Source organism: bacterium (genome assembly GCA_017744355.1).
Lineage (GTDB): Bacteria > Cyanobacteriota > Sericytochromatia > S15B-MN24 > UBA4093 > JAGIBK01.
Map to the genome: position 1 here is coordinate 45,001 of JAGIBK010000002.1, position 14,464 is coordinate 59,464.

Consider the following 14,464-nt stretch of genomic DNA (forward strand, 5'->3'; position numbering starts at 1 on the left):
TTCGGAATGAGCGGAGTCAGCTTGGCGAAGACGAGGGCGGGGACCACCTTGAAGATGGCGATCATGACGACCACCCCCAGCAACAGCGGGAGCCAGCCGCCGCTCTCGGCTTGCTTCTCGTCCTCGCCGGCTGCGATCGCTGCCGAGTAGTTGAGCATGCGCATGCCCAGCGAGAGCGACTCGACCAGGGCGGCCACGCCGCGGATGAGGGGAAGCTTGAGCACGGGATACTTGGCCCGCAGGCTCTCGATGGGCTCTTGCTTGAGATGGATCTCACCGCTCGGGGTGCGGACAGCAAGCCCGACCCCATGCTTACCGCGCATCATGACCCCTTCGATGACGGCCTGGCCGCCGATGGGGTCTACTTTCAGGACTTCGCTCACCGTTCCTCCTTGAAGATGCGACGTACGACCTCGCCCTCGGCTCCGAGTACCCCGAGCGCCTTATCGCCCAGGGTCACCTGGACGCCCCCGGCGTTGCCGATGGTGACGTCGAGGCCTTCGAGCACCGGCCAGCTCATGGTCTGACCGGGGGTCATGTTCTTGGCGAAGAGCTCGCGACCGCCACGGGTGACGCGCACCCACGACGTCGACGTCGTATGCAACTTCAAGACCGACTGGCTTGCGGGTTTGTTCCCCTCGCTCTGCTCACTCGGTTCAGGGACGGCCGTCGTGGGGGCGGCTGCCGGAGTCGGCGTATGGGTGGGGCGAGGGGTGGCCGGCTTTGCCGTGGGGAGCGCAGTGGGCTTCGGGCTCGGCTTGACGGTCGGAGCGACGATCGGCTTGGCGGTGGGCGCGACAGTCGGCGCGATGGTCGGCTTGGCCGCAGGGTGCGCGGTCGGGTGAACGGTCGACGGCGTGGCGAGGCCAGGGGCCAGCGAAGGCGTCGCGCTCGTGGTCGCGCCGGCGATCGATGGGGTGGCGACGCTGCCGGTGGCGACCGGGGTCGGGGTCGGCAGCGGGGTCACGACCGGAGAAGGCGTCGGTGCGGGGGGCGTGGGACGGGTGCTCACGACCCAGAAGTAGGCGAGGGCCCCGAGCAGCACGGCGCCGAGCACCCAGGGGAAGATCCACCAGGGGGGCGTGAAGTCACGGGTCTCGGGCGGCGGCGGCGGAAGGGGACGGGTCTCCCAGTAGCGGCTGGCCAGCTCGTCGGCGGGCAGGCCGACCGCCTGGGCGTACTTACGGATGAAGCTCTTGACGTAGACCGGTTCGGGGAGGCTTTGTTCGTCGCCTTCCTCGATGGCCTGGAGATGCGAGGCCTTGAGGTGGGTCTCGAAGGCGATGTCCTCGATGGAGCGCTTGCGCCCGAGGCGCGCCTCCTTGAGCTGCTGGCCGATCTCCGCGAGTCTGGTCAAGGTTGCCCCTCCTCAATTCCGGATTGCTGTTTCAAGGCGACGACTTCTTGCGGCGTGAGGGGGCGATAGCCCCCGAGGGAGAGTCCCTCGATCGAAATGGTGCCGACCGAGAGGCGCTTGAGGCGAACGACCGGGTGGCCGATGGCGGCGAACATGCGCCGGACCTGGCGGTTGCGGCCTTCGTGGATGGTGATGCGGACGCTCGACAAGGGGCCCTCGGTCCCGAGGGCGACGACCTTGGCGGTTGCGGTGTAGCCGTCCTCCAGCCTAAGACCGTCGCGCAGGCGCTGGAGGATGCGCTCGGTGGGATGCCCCTCGATGAGGGCGTCGTAGGTCTTGGGGACCCCGAAGCGCGGATGGGTCATGGCGAGGGTCAGCTCGCCGTCGTTGGTCAGGAGCAGGAGGCCGCTGGTGTCGTAGTCGAGACGCCCCACCGGGTGCAGGCCCGGCACCTCGGGCGCGAGCGCCATGACGGTACGGCGGCCCTTGGGGTCGCTTGTCGAGGTGATGTAGCCCGTGGGCTTGTAGAGCGCGTAGTAGACCTTGCCGGTCTCGCGCGCAAGCGGCTCGCCATCGACTGCGATCGCATCCTCGGTGGGGTCGGCCTTGGCGCCCAGTTCACGCACCACTTGACCATTGACCGTCACGCGCCCGGCGAGGATGAGCTCCTCGCTGCGGCGCCGGGACGCGATCCCCGCGCTAGCGAGGATTTTCTGCAAACGCTGGGGTGACGACATTCAGCTTCATCGCCTCTCGGACTTCGGCCATGGTTTCGCGCGCAACGGCCGAGGCCTTCTCTTTGCCTTCCTGGACGATGCTCTCCAGGAGGCCGGGGGTCTGGGCGAAGGCCTCGCGGCGCTCGCGGATGGGGGCGAGCGTCGCGTTGAGCGAGTCGGCCAGGCGACGCTTGCACTGGACGCAGCCGATAGACGCGGAGCGGCACTCTTCGGCCACCTGCGGCACCAGCTCGGGAGCGATCGCGTTGTAGTAGCTGTACACCGTGCAGACCTCGGGGTAGCCGGGGTCCTGCCGACGCTGGCGACCGGGGTCGGTCACCATGGTCATGACCTTCTGCTGGGTCGCCTCGGGGGTGTCGGCCAGCTTGATGTCGTTGTGGTAGCTCTTGCTCATCTTGCGGCCGTCGAGGCCGGGCAGGGCGGACTCCTCGGTCAGCAGCCCCTTGGGTTCGGGGAAGACCTCGCCGTACAGGTGGTTGAAGCGGCGGGCCATGTCGCGGCTGATCTCGAGGTGCGGCAGCTGGTCCTTGCCCACCGGCACCAGCTCACCCTTGAAGGCCAGGATGTCGGCGCTCATGAGGGTGGGGTAGTTGAGCCAGCCCGAGGTCATGGCGTCCTCGGCGGCGTGGAGCTCGGCTGCTTGCTCCTTGACCGTCGGGTTGCGGGTCAGCCAGCTGACCGGCGTCATCATGGAAAGGAGCAGGGTCAGTTCGGCGATCTCTTGCAGCGAGGACTGGATGTAGAGGGTGCTGCGCTTGGGGTCGATCCCCACGGCGAGCCAATCGAGCAACACCTCGCGGGTGTTGGCGCGCAGGTGCTCGGTCTTCTCGAAGCCGGTGGTCAGCGCATGCCAGTCAGCCACCATGAAGAAGCAATCGTATTCGTCCTGCAGCTTCTCCCAGTTGACCAGCACCCCGAGCCAGTGGCCGAGATGGAGCTGACCGGTTGGGCGCATGCCGCTCATAATGCGCTTTTTCGACACGGTGGGTGGTTGCCTCCAGATATGAGTCCGCGATGGTGGTGAGCGTGACGGCTTGCCGCCAGCGCCGAGAAAAGGACTTCATATTGTAACACAGGCCCCTCCGCCTCGGTTGACAAGCAGCCGCTAAAAGCCGATATTATGAGTGTTTCAGAGCGTTCGAGGGACCTGCCGTGGCCAAGTTTTCCCTGATCCGATGGATCGGCTTCGGAACCGCCGTCGTTGCGACCAGCCTTGCCGGTTGCAACCTGATCCCCTTCGTCTCCAACGACGAGCGGGTCCAGATCAGCTACGTGCGCAGCTTCAAGAGCGGCCTCTCACCCAATAGCAACCGCTCGCTGGGGATCTTCCTCCGTGAAGCGGGGAGCCTGATCGCCTACGGCCTTCCGACCCGTTACGGCCTGGATATCAATCCGTACCTCGCGGTCTTCCCCGCGATCACACTCCCACCGGCTCAGCTCAAGCCCGACTTCGTCCCGGCGCAGGGTAGCTTGCCAGAGCTCACCCGTATTCGCGCGGGCAGCGCGCTCGACATCGGCGTCACGGCTCAGCAGTCAAATGCAGAGACGGCCGTCTACACCCTCACGGTGAACCAAACCCCGACTCAGACGACCGGCCAGCTCGCCGTGACGACCACGGGGACTAACTGGCAGCTTCAGCAGCCGACCACCTCTTACGTCCTCAACGGCAACAAGGTGCCTCTGACGCCCAAGTCGCTCGATGCGGTCGCCAAGCTCAATCTGCCCTCAGGTGCCGGTCAGGCCGAGCTCTCGGCGCGCCTCAACCAGATGCAGCCGGCGGGTGCGGGCGCTCCGGCCGTGCCTGGGACCGTCTCGCTCAACTTCAAGTTGCCAGGCGTGCAAGGGAGCCTCACCGGGAGCTACCCCACCATCCAGACCCTGCGTCTCGACGGTCCTATCAGCGTGACCTCCGGCAAGGGGACCGATACCTATCTGGCACAGGTGACGGCCGCGAATGGGGGCCTCAAGGTTGCTTTGAGCAGCGCCGAGCGCAAGGTCCGGATTGATCTGACGGTGGAGAAGGGCCTGCTCTCGGGCACGGCCAAGGCCATGGACGGTCGTCTGGCTGAGCTCGCCAAGTTCACGCAGGCGCCAGGCAAGGCTCCCGAGATCGAGTTCGCTGACGGGACCAAGGAGCCCTGGAACTTCACCCTGCCCTAGCTCTTAGAGCACCTCACAAAACCAGGCCGATCTCAGGCCGCTTTGAGGGCCGACGTCAGGGGCTCTTACTCTCCCGTGATCCGCTTTAGCATGGCCTCGGTCTCGGCCGCGTCCTTCTCGGTGACGACCCCTTCCTCAATTCGCTTCTCGAGGGCCTCGAAGTCGCGGCCAAGGTCGGGCTTCAGGCCTGACTTGCGCACCACCTCGGCGGGCGCTTTTCCTGCCTGCTGCGTGAGCGAGACGAGAAAGCCGTAGTCGAAGTACAGGAGGGCCCCGAGACCGCCGAGGAGCGCAAGGCCCATCGCCCAGCGCATGAAGGTGAACTTGCGCCCCTTGTGGAAGCGCTGCCGGCGGGTCACGGGCTTGCGGCGACGGGCCTGCTCGCGCGGATCGCGCATGGGCGCCTGGGCGCGATTGGCCTTGCGGGTGCAGGGCGCGCAGAGCCCGCCGAACTGGATGCACGTGGCGCAGAAGAGGCGATCGCAGTCTGGGCACAGCTTGACGCCGAAGGTGACCTGGCGATGGACGGTGCAGTGTCGCATGCCAGCCAGTCTAGCATGCGGAACGGTCGCTCACGAGGCCCCCTGGAATCCCGCTCGATCGCCTTTACTCCGCTTCGCTCGAACCGTATAATGGGCGCTATGGCGCGCGTTTCGCGTCAACCGGTCGAGGGATCGCGCGTGGCGCGCTCGCCGGGATGTCGACGGGTCCCCGCGCGGGACCGATGAGAGGCGAGGTAGGGGGCAAGACGATGGCTGCAATGGCGCTTACGTACATGGGGAACCCCGTGCTCCGCGAGGTGGCAGAGCCGGTCCGCAAGGTCAACGCCGAGATCAAGAAGCTCGTGGCGCAGATGTTCGAGACCATGGCCCTCGAGAACGGCATCGGGCTCGCGGCGCCCCAGGTGGGCGTCAACAAGCGGGTCATCGTGCTGGACCTCAGCCATGAGGGCATCAAGCCCTTCGCGCTGATCAACCCCGAGATCATCAAGGCGTCGGGTTCGGATACCGCCGACGAAGGCTGCCTGAGCATTCCCGGCGTCTACCTGCCCGTTTGCCGTCCCTCCAAGATCAAGATCCGCGCCCGCGACCTGAACGACCGTCAGGTCATCATGGAGGCGAGCGAACTGCTCGCCCGTGCCATCCAGCACGAGATCGATCACCTGGACGGCAAGCTGTTCGTCGACATGGTCGAGGACAAGGAAGCCTTGGAGCGCGAGCTGGTCGACTTCAACGCCCGGATGGGCGGCAAGATCGTCGGCGAGGCCAAGTCCCCCGAAGCGGTGCTCAAGTAGCATGCGAAAGCCTCTCACCATCGGCGTCGCCGGCGGCACCGGCTCGGGCAAATCGACGGTCGCCCGCAACATCCTCGAGCTGGCGGGCCCCGAGCAAGTGGCTTACCTCTGCCACGACAGCTACTACTTCGACCACAGCGATCTGTCGCTCGAAGAGCGGGCCAAGGTCAACTATGACCACCCGAGCTCGCTGGACAACGCCCTGTTCGCCGAGCACATCCGCCAGCTCCAGAAGGGCTTCCCCATCGAGACGCCCATCTACAACTTCAGCACCCATGCGCGGGCGGCCGAGACCCGCACGATCATGCCGCGCCGGGTCATCCTGGTCGAAGGGATCTTGATCTTCGCGAGCCCCGAGATCCGCAGGCTGCTGGACATCCGAGTCTTCGTGGACACGGATGCGGACATCCGCTTCATCCGCCGCCTGAGCCGCGACATCAACGACCGCGGGCGCTCGCCCAACTCGGTCATCGACCAGTACCTGGCAACCGTGCGCCCCATGCACATGGAGTTTGTGGAGCCCAGCAAGAAGCACGCGAACATCGTCGTGCCCGAGGGCGGCATGAACGAGGTGGCGATCGATATCCTCAACACCAAGATCCAGTCGGTGCTCAAGAAGGCTACTGGCCAGCTCGCGCTGAACTAAGCCTCGCCCATCTCCTTGAGCGGTCCCAGATATGGGGGCCGCTCTTTTTGCGGCGCTTGGGCCGGGTCGACGCCGGTTGCAAGGAAGCTTTCCACCCGGTCGCGAGCAAAGGCTACGGCCCGCTCGGCGATGTCGGCGCCCACGAACCGGCAGCCGCGCCGCAGGGCGGCGATCGCCGCCGACCCGCTGCCCACGAAGGGGTCGCAGACCACGAAGCCCGGCTCGGCGGAGCCTGCGAGCATGGTCTCGAACAGCTCGACCGGCTTCTGGGTCGGGTACTTGGCCCGCGTCAGGCGATTGAAGACCCACACGTCGGGGATGTCGCGGCGCAGGAGCTTGCGGCTCCCTTTGGTCGCAAAGAGGACGTGCTCGTGCCGCCGGCGGAAGTAGTGCCCCATGCCGATGGCGCGCTTGTCCCAGACGATGAGGTTCTTGACGGCGAAGTGCTCGCGGACCAGCGACCCCAGGGTGAGCAGGGAGAAGCTATCGAACATCAGGTAGAGGTGGCGGTCGGGCTTGAGAACCCGGGCGCACTCGGCCAAGAAGGTGCCGTAGACCGCCGGATCATCCATGACCTCGCGGAACCAGCGTGGGTCGGCCTCGTCGCCGTAGCGCCCCACGATCCGCCCCCGGCCCAGCTTGAGGTGCTGGTTCATGCCTGAATAGGCCGGATCGGTCGTGATCACGTCAATCGACTCGGCGGGGAGGCCGCGCAGGAAGTCGATGCAGTCACGATGGGCGATCGTTGCGAGGTCGGTCTTCATGGGCCCATCCTACCCCATGCCGAAGGGCCTTGGAGTCGGGCCCTTGCGCGGCGATCGCCCCGGTCGGCCAAGGGAGCCTTAGCGGCTTGATCAAAATCCTCGGGGCCCCGCGGCGCGCCTCTTGCGGGCGCACCTGCTCGGCGAGCGATGCAGGGATGCGGCGGAGCAGGATCACTCGGCTGATATTGCCAAGCTTTTTCTCTTGCCGCTTGCTCGTCTTTCATGGGCAGCTTGCCCTATGCCGCCGCTGGAAGGCTCGCTAGCATCGAGCAGGCAACGTACCCTTCGTCTCGCCGAGGAGGTTCCCCATGGAGCACCGAGACAGATTGGAACGCACGACTGGGATGGGGGCGGGCGCGACGCTGCTGGCTCCTGAGCGCCTGCTCCAGCACAAGGCCCTCGTTCGCCGCTATGTCGAGGAGGTCTGGAACCGCCAGAAGCTGAGCAAGGCGCGAGAGATGCTCGCGCCGACCTACGTCTACCACTGTGGGGCGACCCAGTGCGACTATCCGGGCTACGGCGGTCTCGAAGAGGTGCTTGCGCGAACCCAGGCGGCCTTCCCGGATCGCCGCGCCGAGATCGTCGAGATGGTCGCCGAGCAGGATCTGGTCTCGCTCCGCTTCAAGCTGAGCGCAACCTTCCAGGGGGCATTCCTCGGCATTCGCCCGACGGGGCAACGGTTGGTGTTTTCGGCGCTCGGAGGCTACCGGGTGGTGGACGGCAAGATCGCCGATGAGTGGGGCCAAGACAACCTGGCCTATCTCTTGCTGCGCGGCGATTCGCCCACCGCCTGAGGCGCCAGGCCGGAGCGCCGTAAAAGCTCGGCGCTCCGGCCCAGGTTAGTCTTAGACGGCCGCTTTGCGATCGGGAAGCGAGACCAGGTGGTCGATCATGAGGCTGATCTCGGCGGTGGAGAGCTCGCTGCGGCTGAGCTTGTTGAAGCGCTGGATCAGGTAGTCGCGGCCATCCTGGTCGCTCCAGCCCACTCGCGCCATCTCGGCGGCCACCTTGTTGATCTGCTTGGGGGTCGCAAGCCGCGCGGGGGCTGCTGCGAGCACCTGGGCCTCGGGGGCGCTCGCCGGGCGGGCGGGTGCGTGCTCCAGCTCGCCCAGCTCTTCGAGGGCGGTCATGCCGATGTTGACCGCGTCGCGCAGGGCGCGGGCCTTGGCGCGCGTCTCGGCCATGCGCACCAGGTGCTTGGCGATGGCGGGGCCGACGTTCGCGCTGCTCGCGTCGCCGATGCCGCCGAAGACCTTGCCGTCCTCCAGCTCGACCTCTGCCGTCACCACGGCCAGATGGCCGTTCTCAGCGGCCGGCAGCTGGACCAGCTTGGTGCGGATTGCCTTGAGGCCCCGCTGGTGGGCTTCGTTGAGCAAGCCCTCGTAGGTGACGAATTCCTGCCCTTGTAGGTTGATGACGTGCCGCCGCTCCATGGGTGAACCTCCTTCGCGTGTGCCTGGAACCGGTCAAGTGGCGACGTGGCGGGCGATAACTCAGTGACCATGCCCATTTTACCCGATTTATCGAACATTTATTCGATAAATGGTGACGAGGAATCCCGCCGAGAAGTGGGCGGGACTCCCCAAGGCGATCCGCCTGCCTTCCACTACACTCGGGCCCATCGCGCCACGCGAAGGAAGGAGGCTCCCATGCGGCTGCGTCGAACCATGATCGCCTTGGCGGCGGTGACCCTCACCGCCTGTCAGTCCCAGGGCGGCAAGCAGGAGCAACCCCAGGGCGGTGGGGGCGGGCAATCCCACACCACCCAATCCCAGCACGAGCGCTCGGGGGTCGCCAAGAACCAGCTGCGTTCGGAAGGGGTCGCCACCCCGAGCGCCGCGAGTCCCAAGCATCCGAGCGCGACGCCCTATGCGAAGCCCGGCAAGCCCCTCGCGCCCAACAAGGCGAGCAATCAGCGCGATCAGCGCTGAACTCTCGGCCTCGAATCAGCGGGTCGTCTCCTCGCCGGTCGGGGATAGGACCTCGCCGGTGTAGTAACGCGCGTCGCTCGAGGCGAGAAAGACGTAGCTGGGCGCGAGCTCGGCGGGCTGGGCGGGGCGCTTCCAGAGGCTCTCGTCGCCGAAGTGCGCGACCTTCTCGTCGGGGCGGGTCGAGACGATGAGCGGCGTCCAAACCGGGCCCGGCGCTACGCAGTTGACCCGGATCCCCCGAGGGGCGAGTTGCTTGGAGAGCGACTTGGTGAAGTTGTGCATGGCGGCCTTGGTCGCCGCGTAGTCGATCAGCGTCGGGCTGCCTACCAGGCCCGTCACCGAGCCCGTGTTCAAGATGACGCTGCCCGCCTCCATCTGCGGGAGGGCCGCCTGCGTCAGCCAGACGGCCGAGAAGAAGTTGGTCCGGAAGGTCGTCTCGAGCTGCTCGGGGGTGATGCCGGTGAGGTCAGCCTGCTCGGTGTGGCGGCCGGCGTTGTTGACCAAGAGGTCCAGCCCCCCGAACTCCTCGACCACCTGCTGGATGACCTCCTTGCAGTGGGCGGGGTTCGAGAGGTCGCCCTGGATGGCGAGCCCCTTGCGGCCGGCCTTGCGCACCCAGCGCAGGGTCTCCTGGGCGTCGTCGTGCTCGTTGTAGTAGGCGATCGCGACGTCGGCCCCCTCGCGGGCGAAGGCGATCGCGATCGCCCGGCCGATGCCGCTGTCGCCGCCGGTCACGAGGGCTTTGCGCCCGAGCAGCTTGTTGGCGCCTTGGTAGCTCTCTTCGCCGTGGTCGGGGGTGGGCCGCATCTTGGCCTCGTGGCCCGGCCAGGGCTGGGCTTGGGGCGGCTTCTCACCCTTGGCTCGGGTCTCGGAGAGCGGATTGGGATTGACGGAAAGCCCCTGTTTCTCACGCGACGGGTCGGTCATCTTGCGCTCCTTCTTCGGAAGGGCCCGGCGAGCCCTCTTTCCGGTGGGCGGGGGCCCGGACGCGCGGCATGGTAGGGGATCAGGCCCGAAAGAACAGGCGCCAAGCTTTTCTTAGCAAGCAGATTGGAGATCCTTAATCTTTTTGCTATAATCAGGGCGTCAGTCATAGGGATTGTACTGAGAGCCGACCGTGATGCCGGCTCGACTCGCAGGACGGTGGCCTACCACCCCCGGGCGGGTCCGAACGAAAGCCGCACGGCGACCCTATTCGCCGCGCATGTAGGAGGAAAAACCTTTGCCGCTTCTTAAGGAAACCAAGTCCTCGATCATCGCCGAGCACAAGCGTAACGACGCTGACAACGGCTCGCCCGAGGTCCAGATCGCGCTCCTGACCGCCAAGATCGAGCAGCTCAGCGAGCACCTGACCCGCAACAAGAAGGACTTCGCGTCGCGTCGCGGCCTTCTCAAGATGGTCGGTCAGCGTCGTCGCCTTCTGGCTTACCTCATGAAGAACGACCTGGATCGCTACCGCGCGATCATCGGCAAGCTCGGCCTTCGTAAGTAAACGAGCGACGCCAAAGCCGGTCCCCCTCTCGGGTGGCCGGCTTCGCATCTTAGAACGGATCCTCCCCTCGTCTCGCGGACGGAGGAGCCACTTTGGAAAGTGAAGAGAAGAGAGTTAGAACCATGAGCAACGAAGTGAAGACTTATCGTTACCAGCTCGGCGACCACGACATCTCGATGACCTTCGGCAAGTACGCCAAGCAGGCGAGCGGTGCCGTCCTGGTCCAGTCGGGCGGCACCTCCGTGCTGGTGTCGGCGACCATGTCGAAGTCCCCCCGCGAGGGCATCGACTTCTTCCCCCTGCTGGTCGATTACGAAGAGAAGATGTACGCGGTCGGCCGCGTCCCCGGCAGCTTCATGCGCCGCGAGGGCCGCGCCTCCGAGAACGCCATCCTGGCCGGGCGTCTGATCGACCGTTCGATCCGCCCCCTCTTCCCGAACGGCTTCCGCAACGACGTGCAGGTCGTCGCCTACGTGCTGTCGAGCGACCAGAACATCCAGCCCGACGTGCTCGCCATGCTCGGCGCCTCGGCGGCTCTGATGGTCTCCGACATCCCCTTCGCTGGCCCCATCGGTGGCGTCCGCGTCGGCCGCATCAACGATGAGTGGGTGATCAACCCCACCTTCACCGAGACCGACGAGAGCGACATGGACCTGGTGGTCGCGGGTACCGCGGACGCCGTCATGATGGTCGAGGCCGGCATCAAGCTCGTGCCCGAAGCCGAAGTGCTCGAGGCGATCGAAGTGGGCTGGGACGCGGTGCGTGAGCTCTGCGCCTGGCAGGAAGAGATCGTCAAGGAGATCGGCAAGCAGAAGCTCGACGTCAAGCCCGCCGAGCTGGATGCGCGCCTGGTCGAGTTCGCCAACCAGTACATGGCCCGCATGACCGAGGCCCTCCAGAACGCCGACAAGGAAGCCCGCCAGAAGAACGTCGACGCGCTCTCGACCGAGATCCGCGAAGCGCTCGTCGGCCAGCCCGAGGACAGCGAGCTGGGTCAGCTGATTGCCGCCAAGCCCAAGCTCGTCGGCGACGTGCTCTACTACCTCGAGAAGAAGATCCTCCGCAAGCTCGTCACCGAGCAGGGCATGCGCATCGACGGCCGCAAGCTCGACGAGATCCGCCCCATCACCTGCGAAGTGGGCGTCCTGCCCCGCACGCACGGCTCGGGCCTCTTCGTCCGCGGTCAAACCCAGGTCCTCAACGTCTGCACGCTCGGTTCGTCGGGCGACGCCCAGAAGATCGATGGCCTCGACCCCATCACTTCCAAGCGTTACATGCACCACTACAACTTCCCCGGCTTCTCGACCGGTGAGGTCCGTCCCAGCCGCGGCCCCGGCCGCCGCGAGATCGGCCACGGCGCCCTCGCCGAGCGCGCCCTCCTGCCGGTCCTGCCGGACCCCAAGGAGTTCCCCTACGCGCTCCGCCTGGTCTCCGAAGCGCTCGAGTCCAACGGCTCGACCTCGATGGCCTCGACCTGCGGCTCGACCCTGTCCCTGATGGACGCGGGCGTGCCCATCAAGGCTCCGGTCGCCGGCGTGGCCATGGGCCTCATCAAGGAAGGCGATCGCTTCGCCGTCCTCACCGACATCCAGGGCATCGAGGACCACCTCGGCGACATGGACTTCAAGGTGACGGGCACCCGCGACGGCATCACCGCCCTCCAGATGGACATCAAGATCCACGGCATCTCGCTGGAGGTCATGGAGATCGCGATGGAGCAGGCGCGCAAGGGCCGCCTCTTCATCCTCGACAAGATGCTCGCGGCTATCCCCCGTCCGCGCACCGAGCTCAGCGAGTTCGCCCCGCGCATCATCACCCTCAAGATCAACCCCGACAAGATCGGCACCCTGATCGGCCCCGGCGGCAAGATGATCAAGCGCATCGTCGAAGAGACGGGCGTCAAGATCGACATCGAGGACGACGGCTCGGTCTTCATCACGACCTCCGACGCCGTCGGCGCCGATGCCGCCGTCGCGTGGGTCAACCGCCTCTGCAAGGACGTCGAGGTCGGTACGGTCTACAAGGGTAAGGTCACCCGCATCCTCAACTTCGGCGCCTTCGTCGAGATCCTTCCCGGCAAGGAAGGCCTGATCCACATCTCGCAGCTCGCCCCCGAGCGCGTCGCGAAGGTGGAAGACGTGGTCAACATCGGTGACCAGGTCGTGGTCAAGGTCGTCGAAGTCGACAGCCAGGGGCGCATCAACCTGACCAAGAAGGGCGTCGCGCCCGAAGAGGTCGAGAAGATGATGGCCGGCGCCGCCAAGTAGCGCCTGCGGCTTTTGCTTTAGGCACCCGTACCAAGAGAAGCAGGAGGGCATTCGCCCTCCTGCTTCTTTTTTGGCCAGATGCGATAAGATAGTGGGAATAACCACGCTGCGCGATTTTGAGGAAATGGAATGGAACAAAAGCACGTGCTGCCCAACGGGGTGAGGGTCTTGCTCGAGGAAATCCCCCACGTGCGCTCGGCTTCGGTCGGGTTCTGGATGGACACGGGTTCCAAGAACGAGACGGCCGAGAACAACGGCATCTCCCACTTCATCGAGCACATGCTCTTCAAGGGCACCCGCACGCGCTCGGCCCTCGATATCGCCCAGTCCCTCGAGGACAAGGGCGGCAGCCTCAACGCCTTCACCGACAAGGAGAACACCTGCTTCTACGCGCGTGTGCTCGACGACCAGGTGCCGCTCGCGATCGACGTGCTGTCGGACATGCTGCTCAACTCGGTCTTCGACCCCACCGAGCTCAAGCGCGAGCGCCGGGTGGTCCTCGAAGAGATCAAGATGTACGAGGACACCCCCGACGAGCTGGTCCAGGACATGTTCAGCCTGGCGTTCTGGGGGGACCACCCCCTCGCGCGCCCCATCGCGGGCACCCGTGGCTCCATGCGCGGGGCGGACCGGGATCAGGTCCTGTCCTACATGGACCGCTTCTACACCCCTGATCGCCTGGTTGTCTCGGTGGCGGGTAACTTCCACCCCGAGGCCGTCCTGGAGCAGCTGGACGCGACCGTCGGGCGCCTCGAACGCCCGGGGACTCGGCTCAACCAGGCGCCGCCCATCGCCAACTCCGCGGTCAAGGTCAAGTACAAGGATATCGAGCAGGTCCACGTCTGCCTCGGCACCGAGGGCATCTCGATCGCCAATCCCGATCGCTACGCGGTCACCCTGCTCGACGCCATTCTGGGCGGGGGCATGAGTTCGCGCCTCTTCCAGGAGATCCGCGAGAAGCGCGGGATGGCCTACTCCATCTCCAGCTACGAGGTCATGTACGAGGACGCCGGGGTGTTCGGCATCTATGCCGGCTGCTCGCCCAAGCAGCTGGATGAGGTCCTGCGTCTGTCCCTGGCCGAGCTCGACAAGGCCAAGGGCGGCGACATTTCCGAGTCCGAGCTGATGCGCGCCAAGGAGCAGCTCAAGGGCGGCATGCTGCTGAGCATGGAGTCCCCCCGCAACCGCATGAGCCGCATGGCGCGCAACGAACTCTGCTTCGGCCGCCTGGTCTCCCCCGAGGAGGTCCTGGCCGAGATCGAGAAGGTCACCCTCAAGGACCTGGAGCGAGTCGCCAAGCAGCTCTTCGACCCCCGCACCCTGACGGCGACGGTCGTGGGGCCGGTGCGCCGCATCAAGCTGCCGGAGTTCGCCGCATGATCCACGACAACGTGACGGTGCGCTTCCAGCGCCTTTCGGAGGCGGCGATCGCCCCCAAGGTGAGCCAGGCTGGAGACGTGGCGGCGGACCTCTTCGCCGCTGCTGCGATCCGGGTGCCCGCTCGCGGGCGGGCCATGGTGCCGACCGATGTGGCCCTCGAATTGCCGCCGGGCTTCAGGGCGCGCATCCACTCGCGCTCGGGCCTCTCGCTCAAGCACGGCATCGAGGCCGGGGCGGGGCTCATCGACAACTCCTACCGCCACGCGGTGGGGGTCTTGCTCTACAACTTCTCGGACGACGACTACCACGTGGCCGCCGGCGATCGCATCGCCCAGATCTGCATCGAGCGCTACACCGAGCCCCGCTTCGAAGAGGTGGAAACGGTGATGGCGACGGCGCGGACGACGGGCTGGGGATCGTCCGGCACTTAGGAGCA

At 66.1% G+C, this 14,464-nt stretch carries 17 protein-coding genes (1 of these 17 cut by a window edge); 9 read left to right on the forward strand and 8 right to left on the reverse strand.

Annotated features, from left to right (window positions below; genetic code table 11):
- The 4 genes in view from J7643_05760 to trpS are tightly spaced (each overlapping or abutting the next) and all read right to left on the reverse strand, a layout consistent with a single transcriptional unit that may run on beyond the window.
- Nucleotides 1-383: the 5' end (the start) of a DUF1385 domain-containing protein gene (locus J7643_05760; GenBank protein ID MBO9540081.1), read on the reverse strand. 544 nt of this gene lie to the left of the window's left edge; 383 of the gene's 927 nt are visible here — the first part of the coding sequence; it begins with the start codon at nucleotides 381-383; its stop codon lies beyond the left edge, outside the window.
- On the reverse strand, nucleotides 380-1,357 hold the full coding sequence (locus tag J7643_05765; protein MBO9540082.1) for a helix-turn-helix domain-containing protein: 978 nt from the start codon (nucleotides 1,355-1,357) through the stop codon (nucleotides 380-382). The genes J7643_05760 and J7643_05765 overlap by 4 nt, the downstream gene beginning before the upstream one ends.
- Nucleotides 1,354-2,094, reverse strand: coding sequence for an rRNA pseudouridine synthase (locus tag J7643_05770; protein MBO9540083.1), 741 nt, complete (start codon nucleotides 2,092-2,094; stop codon nucleotides 1,354-1,356). The genes J7643_05765 and J7643_05770 overlap by 4 nt, the downstream gene beginning before the upstream one ends.
- On the reverse strand, nucleotides 2,057-3,076 hold the full coding sequence (trpS, locus tag J7643_05775) for a tryptophan--tRNA ligase (GenBank protein MBO9540084.1): 1,020 nt from the start codon (nucleotides 3,074-3,076) through the stop codon (nucleotides 2,057-2,059). Before trpS ends, J7643_05770 begins: the two co-directional genes overlap by 38 nt.
- Before the next feature lie 170 nt (nucleotides 3,077-3,246).
- Between trpS and J7643_05780 the strand changes: the two genes are divergently transcribed.
- The gene (locus J7643_05780; GenBank protein ID MBO9540085.1) at nucleotides 3,247-4,254 is read left to right on the forward strand and encodes a hypothetical protein; all 1,008 of its coding nucleotides are present in this window, start codon (nucleotides 3,247-3,249) and stop codon (nucleotides 4,252-4,254) included.
- Between the two features lie 65 nt (nucleotides 4,255-4,319).
- On the opposite strand, the gene J7643_05785 is transcribed toward J7643_05780, so the two are convergent.
- Complete coding sequence (locus J7643_05785) at nucleotides 4,320-4,796, reverse strand: hypothetical protein (protein ID MBO9540086.1); 477 nt, start codon at nucleotides 4,794-4,796, stop codon at nucleotides 4,320-4,322.
- A 182-nt stretch (nucleotides 4,797-4,978) separates the two neighbouring features.
- Between J7643_05785 and def the strand changes: the two genes are divergently transcribed.
- Both def and udk read left to right on the forward strand, forming a co-directional pair.
- Nucleotides 4,979-5,548, forward strand: coding sequence for a peptide deformylase (def, locus tag J7643_05790; protein MBO9540087.1), 570 nt, complete (start codon nucleotides 4,979-4,981; stop codon nucleotides 5,546-5,548).
- 1 nt (nucleotide 5,549) lies between these two features.
- The gene (udk, locus tag J7643_05795) at nucleotides 5,550-6,194 is read left to right on the forward strand and encodes a uridine kinase (protein MBO9540088.1); all 645 of its coding nucleotides are present in this window, start codon (nucleotides 5,550-5,552) and stop codon (nucleotides 6,192-6,194) included.
- Here the strand turns inward: udk and J7643_05800 are convergent.
- Nucleotides 6,191-6,958 (reverse strand): site-specific DNA-methyltransferase, encoded by a 768-nt coding sequence (locus tag J7643_05800; GenBank protein MBO9540089.1) that lies wholly within the window; start codon nucleotides 6,956-6,958, stop codon nucleotides 6,191-6,193. The two genes, udk and J7643_05800, sit on opposite strands and share 4 nt — an antisense overlap.
- Before the next feature lie 308 nt (nucleotides 6,959-7,266).
- On the opposite strand from J7643_05800, the gene J7643_05805 reads away from it, so the two are divergent.
- A complete protein-coding gene (locus J7643_05805; protein MBO9540090.1) occupies nucleotides 7,267-7,752 on the forward strand; it encodes an ester cyclase in 486 nt (161 codons plus the stop codon).
- 51 nt (nucleotides 7,753-7,803) lie between these two features.
- Here the strand turns inward: J7643_05805 and J7643_05810 are convergent, their stop codons facing one another.
- A complete protein-coding gene (locus J7643_05810) occupies nucleotides 7,804-8,391 on the reverse strand; it encodes a hypothetical protein (GenBank protein MBO9540091.1) in 588 nt (195 codons plus the stop codon).
- Nucleotides 8,392-8,607: 216 nt separating this feature from the next.
- On the opposite strand from J7643_05810, the gene J7643_05815 reads away from it, so the two are divergent.
- Complete coding sequence (locus J7643_05815; protein MBO9540092.1) at nucleotides 8,608-8,889, forward strand: hypothetical protein; 282 nt, start codon at nucleotides 8,608-8,610, stop codon at nucleotides 8,887-8,889.
- A gap of 15 nt (nucleotides 8,890-8,904) precedes the next feature.
- Here J7643_05815 and J7643_05820 read toward each other — a convergent pair whose 3' ends face one another.
- Entirely contained in the window at nucleotides 8,905-9,816 is a 912-nt protein-coding gene (locus J7643_05820) for an SDR family oxidoreductase (GenBank protein MBO9540093.1), read from the reverse strand.
- Between the two features lie 295 nt (nucleotides 9,817-10,111).
- On the opposite strand from J7643_05820, the gene rpsO reads away from it, so the two are divergent.
- The 4 genes from rpsO (at nucleotide 10,112) to dut (ending at nucleotide 14,459) form a co-directional block, all read left to right on the forward strand.
- Nucleotides 10,112-10,381: a 30S ribosomal protein S15 gene (rpsO, locus tag J7643_05825; GenBank protein MBO9540094.1), complete on the forward strand. Its 270-nt coding sequence runs from the start codon at nucleotides 10,112-10,114 to the stop codon at nucleotides 10,379-10,381.
- A 122-nt stretch (nucleotides 10,382-10,503) separates the two neighbouring features.
- Nucleotides 10,504-12,648 carry a polyribonucleotide nucleotidyltransferase gene (locus J7643_05830; protein ID MBO9540095.1) on the forward strand — a complete coding sequence of 715 codons (2,145 nt, stop codon included), beginning with the start codon at nucleotides 10,504-10,506 and terminating at the stop codon, nucleotides 12,646-12,648.
- A 129-nt stretch (nucleotides 12,649-12,777) separates the two neighbouring features.
- A complete protein-coding gene (locus J7643_05835; GenBank protein ID MBO9540096.1) occupies nucleotides 12,778-14,028 on the forward strand; it encodes an insulinase family protein in 1,251 nt (416 codons plus the stop codon).
- On the forward strand, nucleotides 14,025-14,459 hold the full coding sequence (gene dut, locus J7643_05840; GenBank protein MBO9540097.1) for a dUTP diphosphatase: 435 nt from the start codon (nucleotides 14,025-14,027) through the stop codon (nucleotides 14,457-14,459). Before J7643_05835 ends, dut begins: the two co-directional genes overlap by 4 nt.
- Nucleotides 14,460-14,464: the final 5 nt, after the last annotated feature.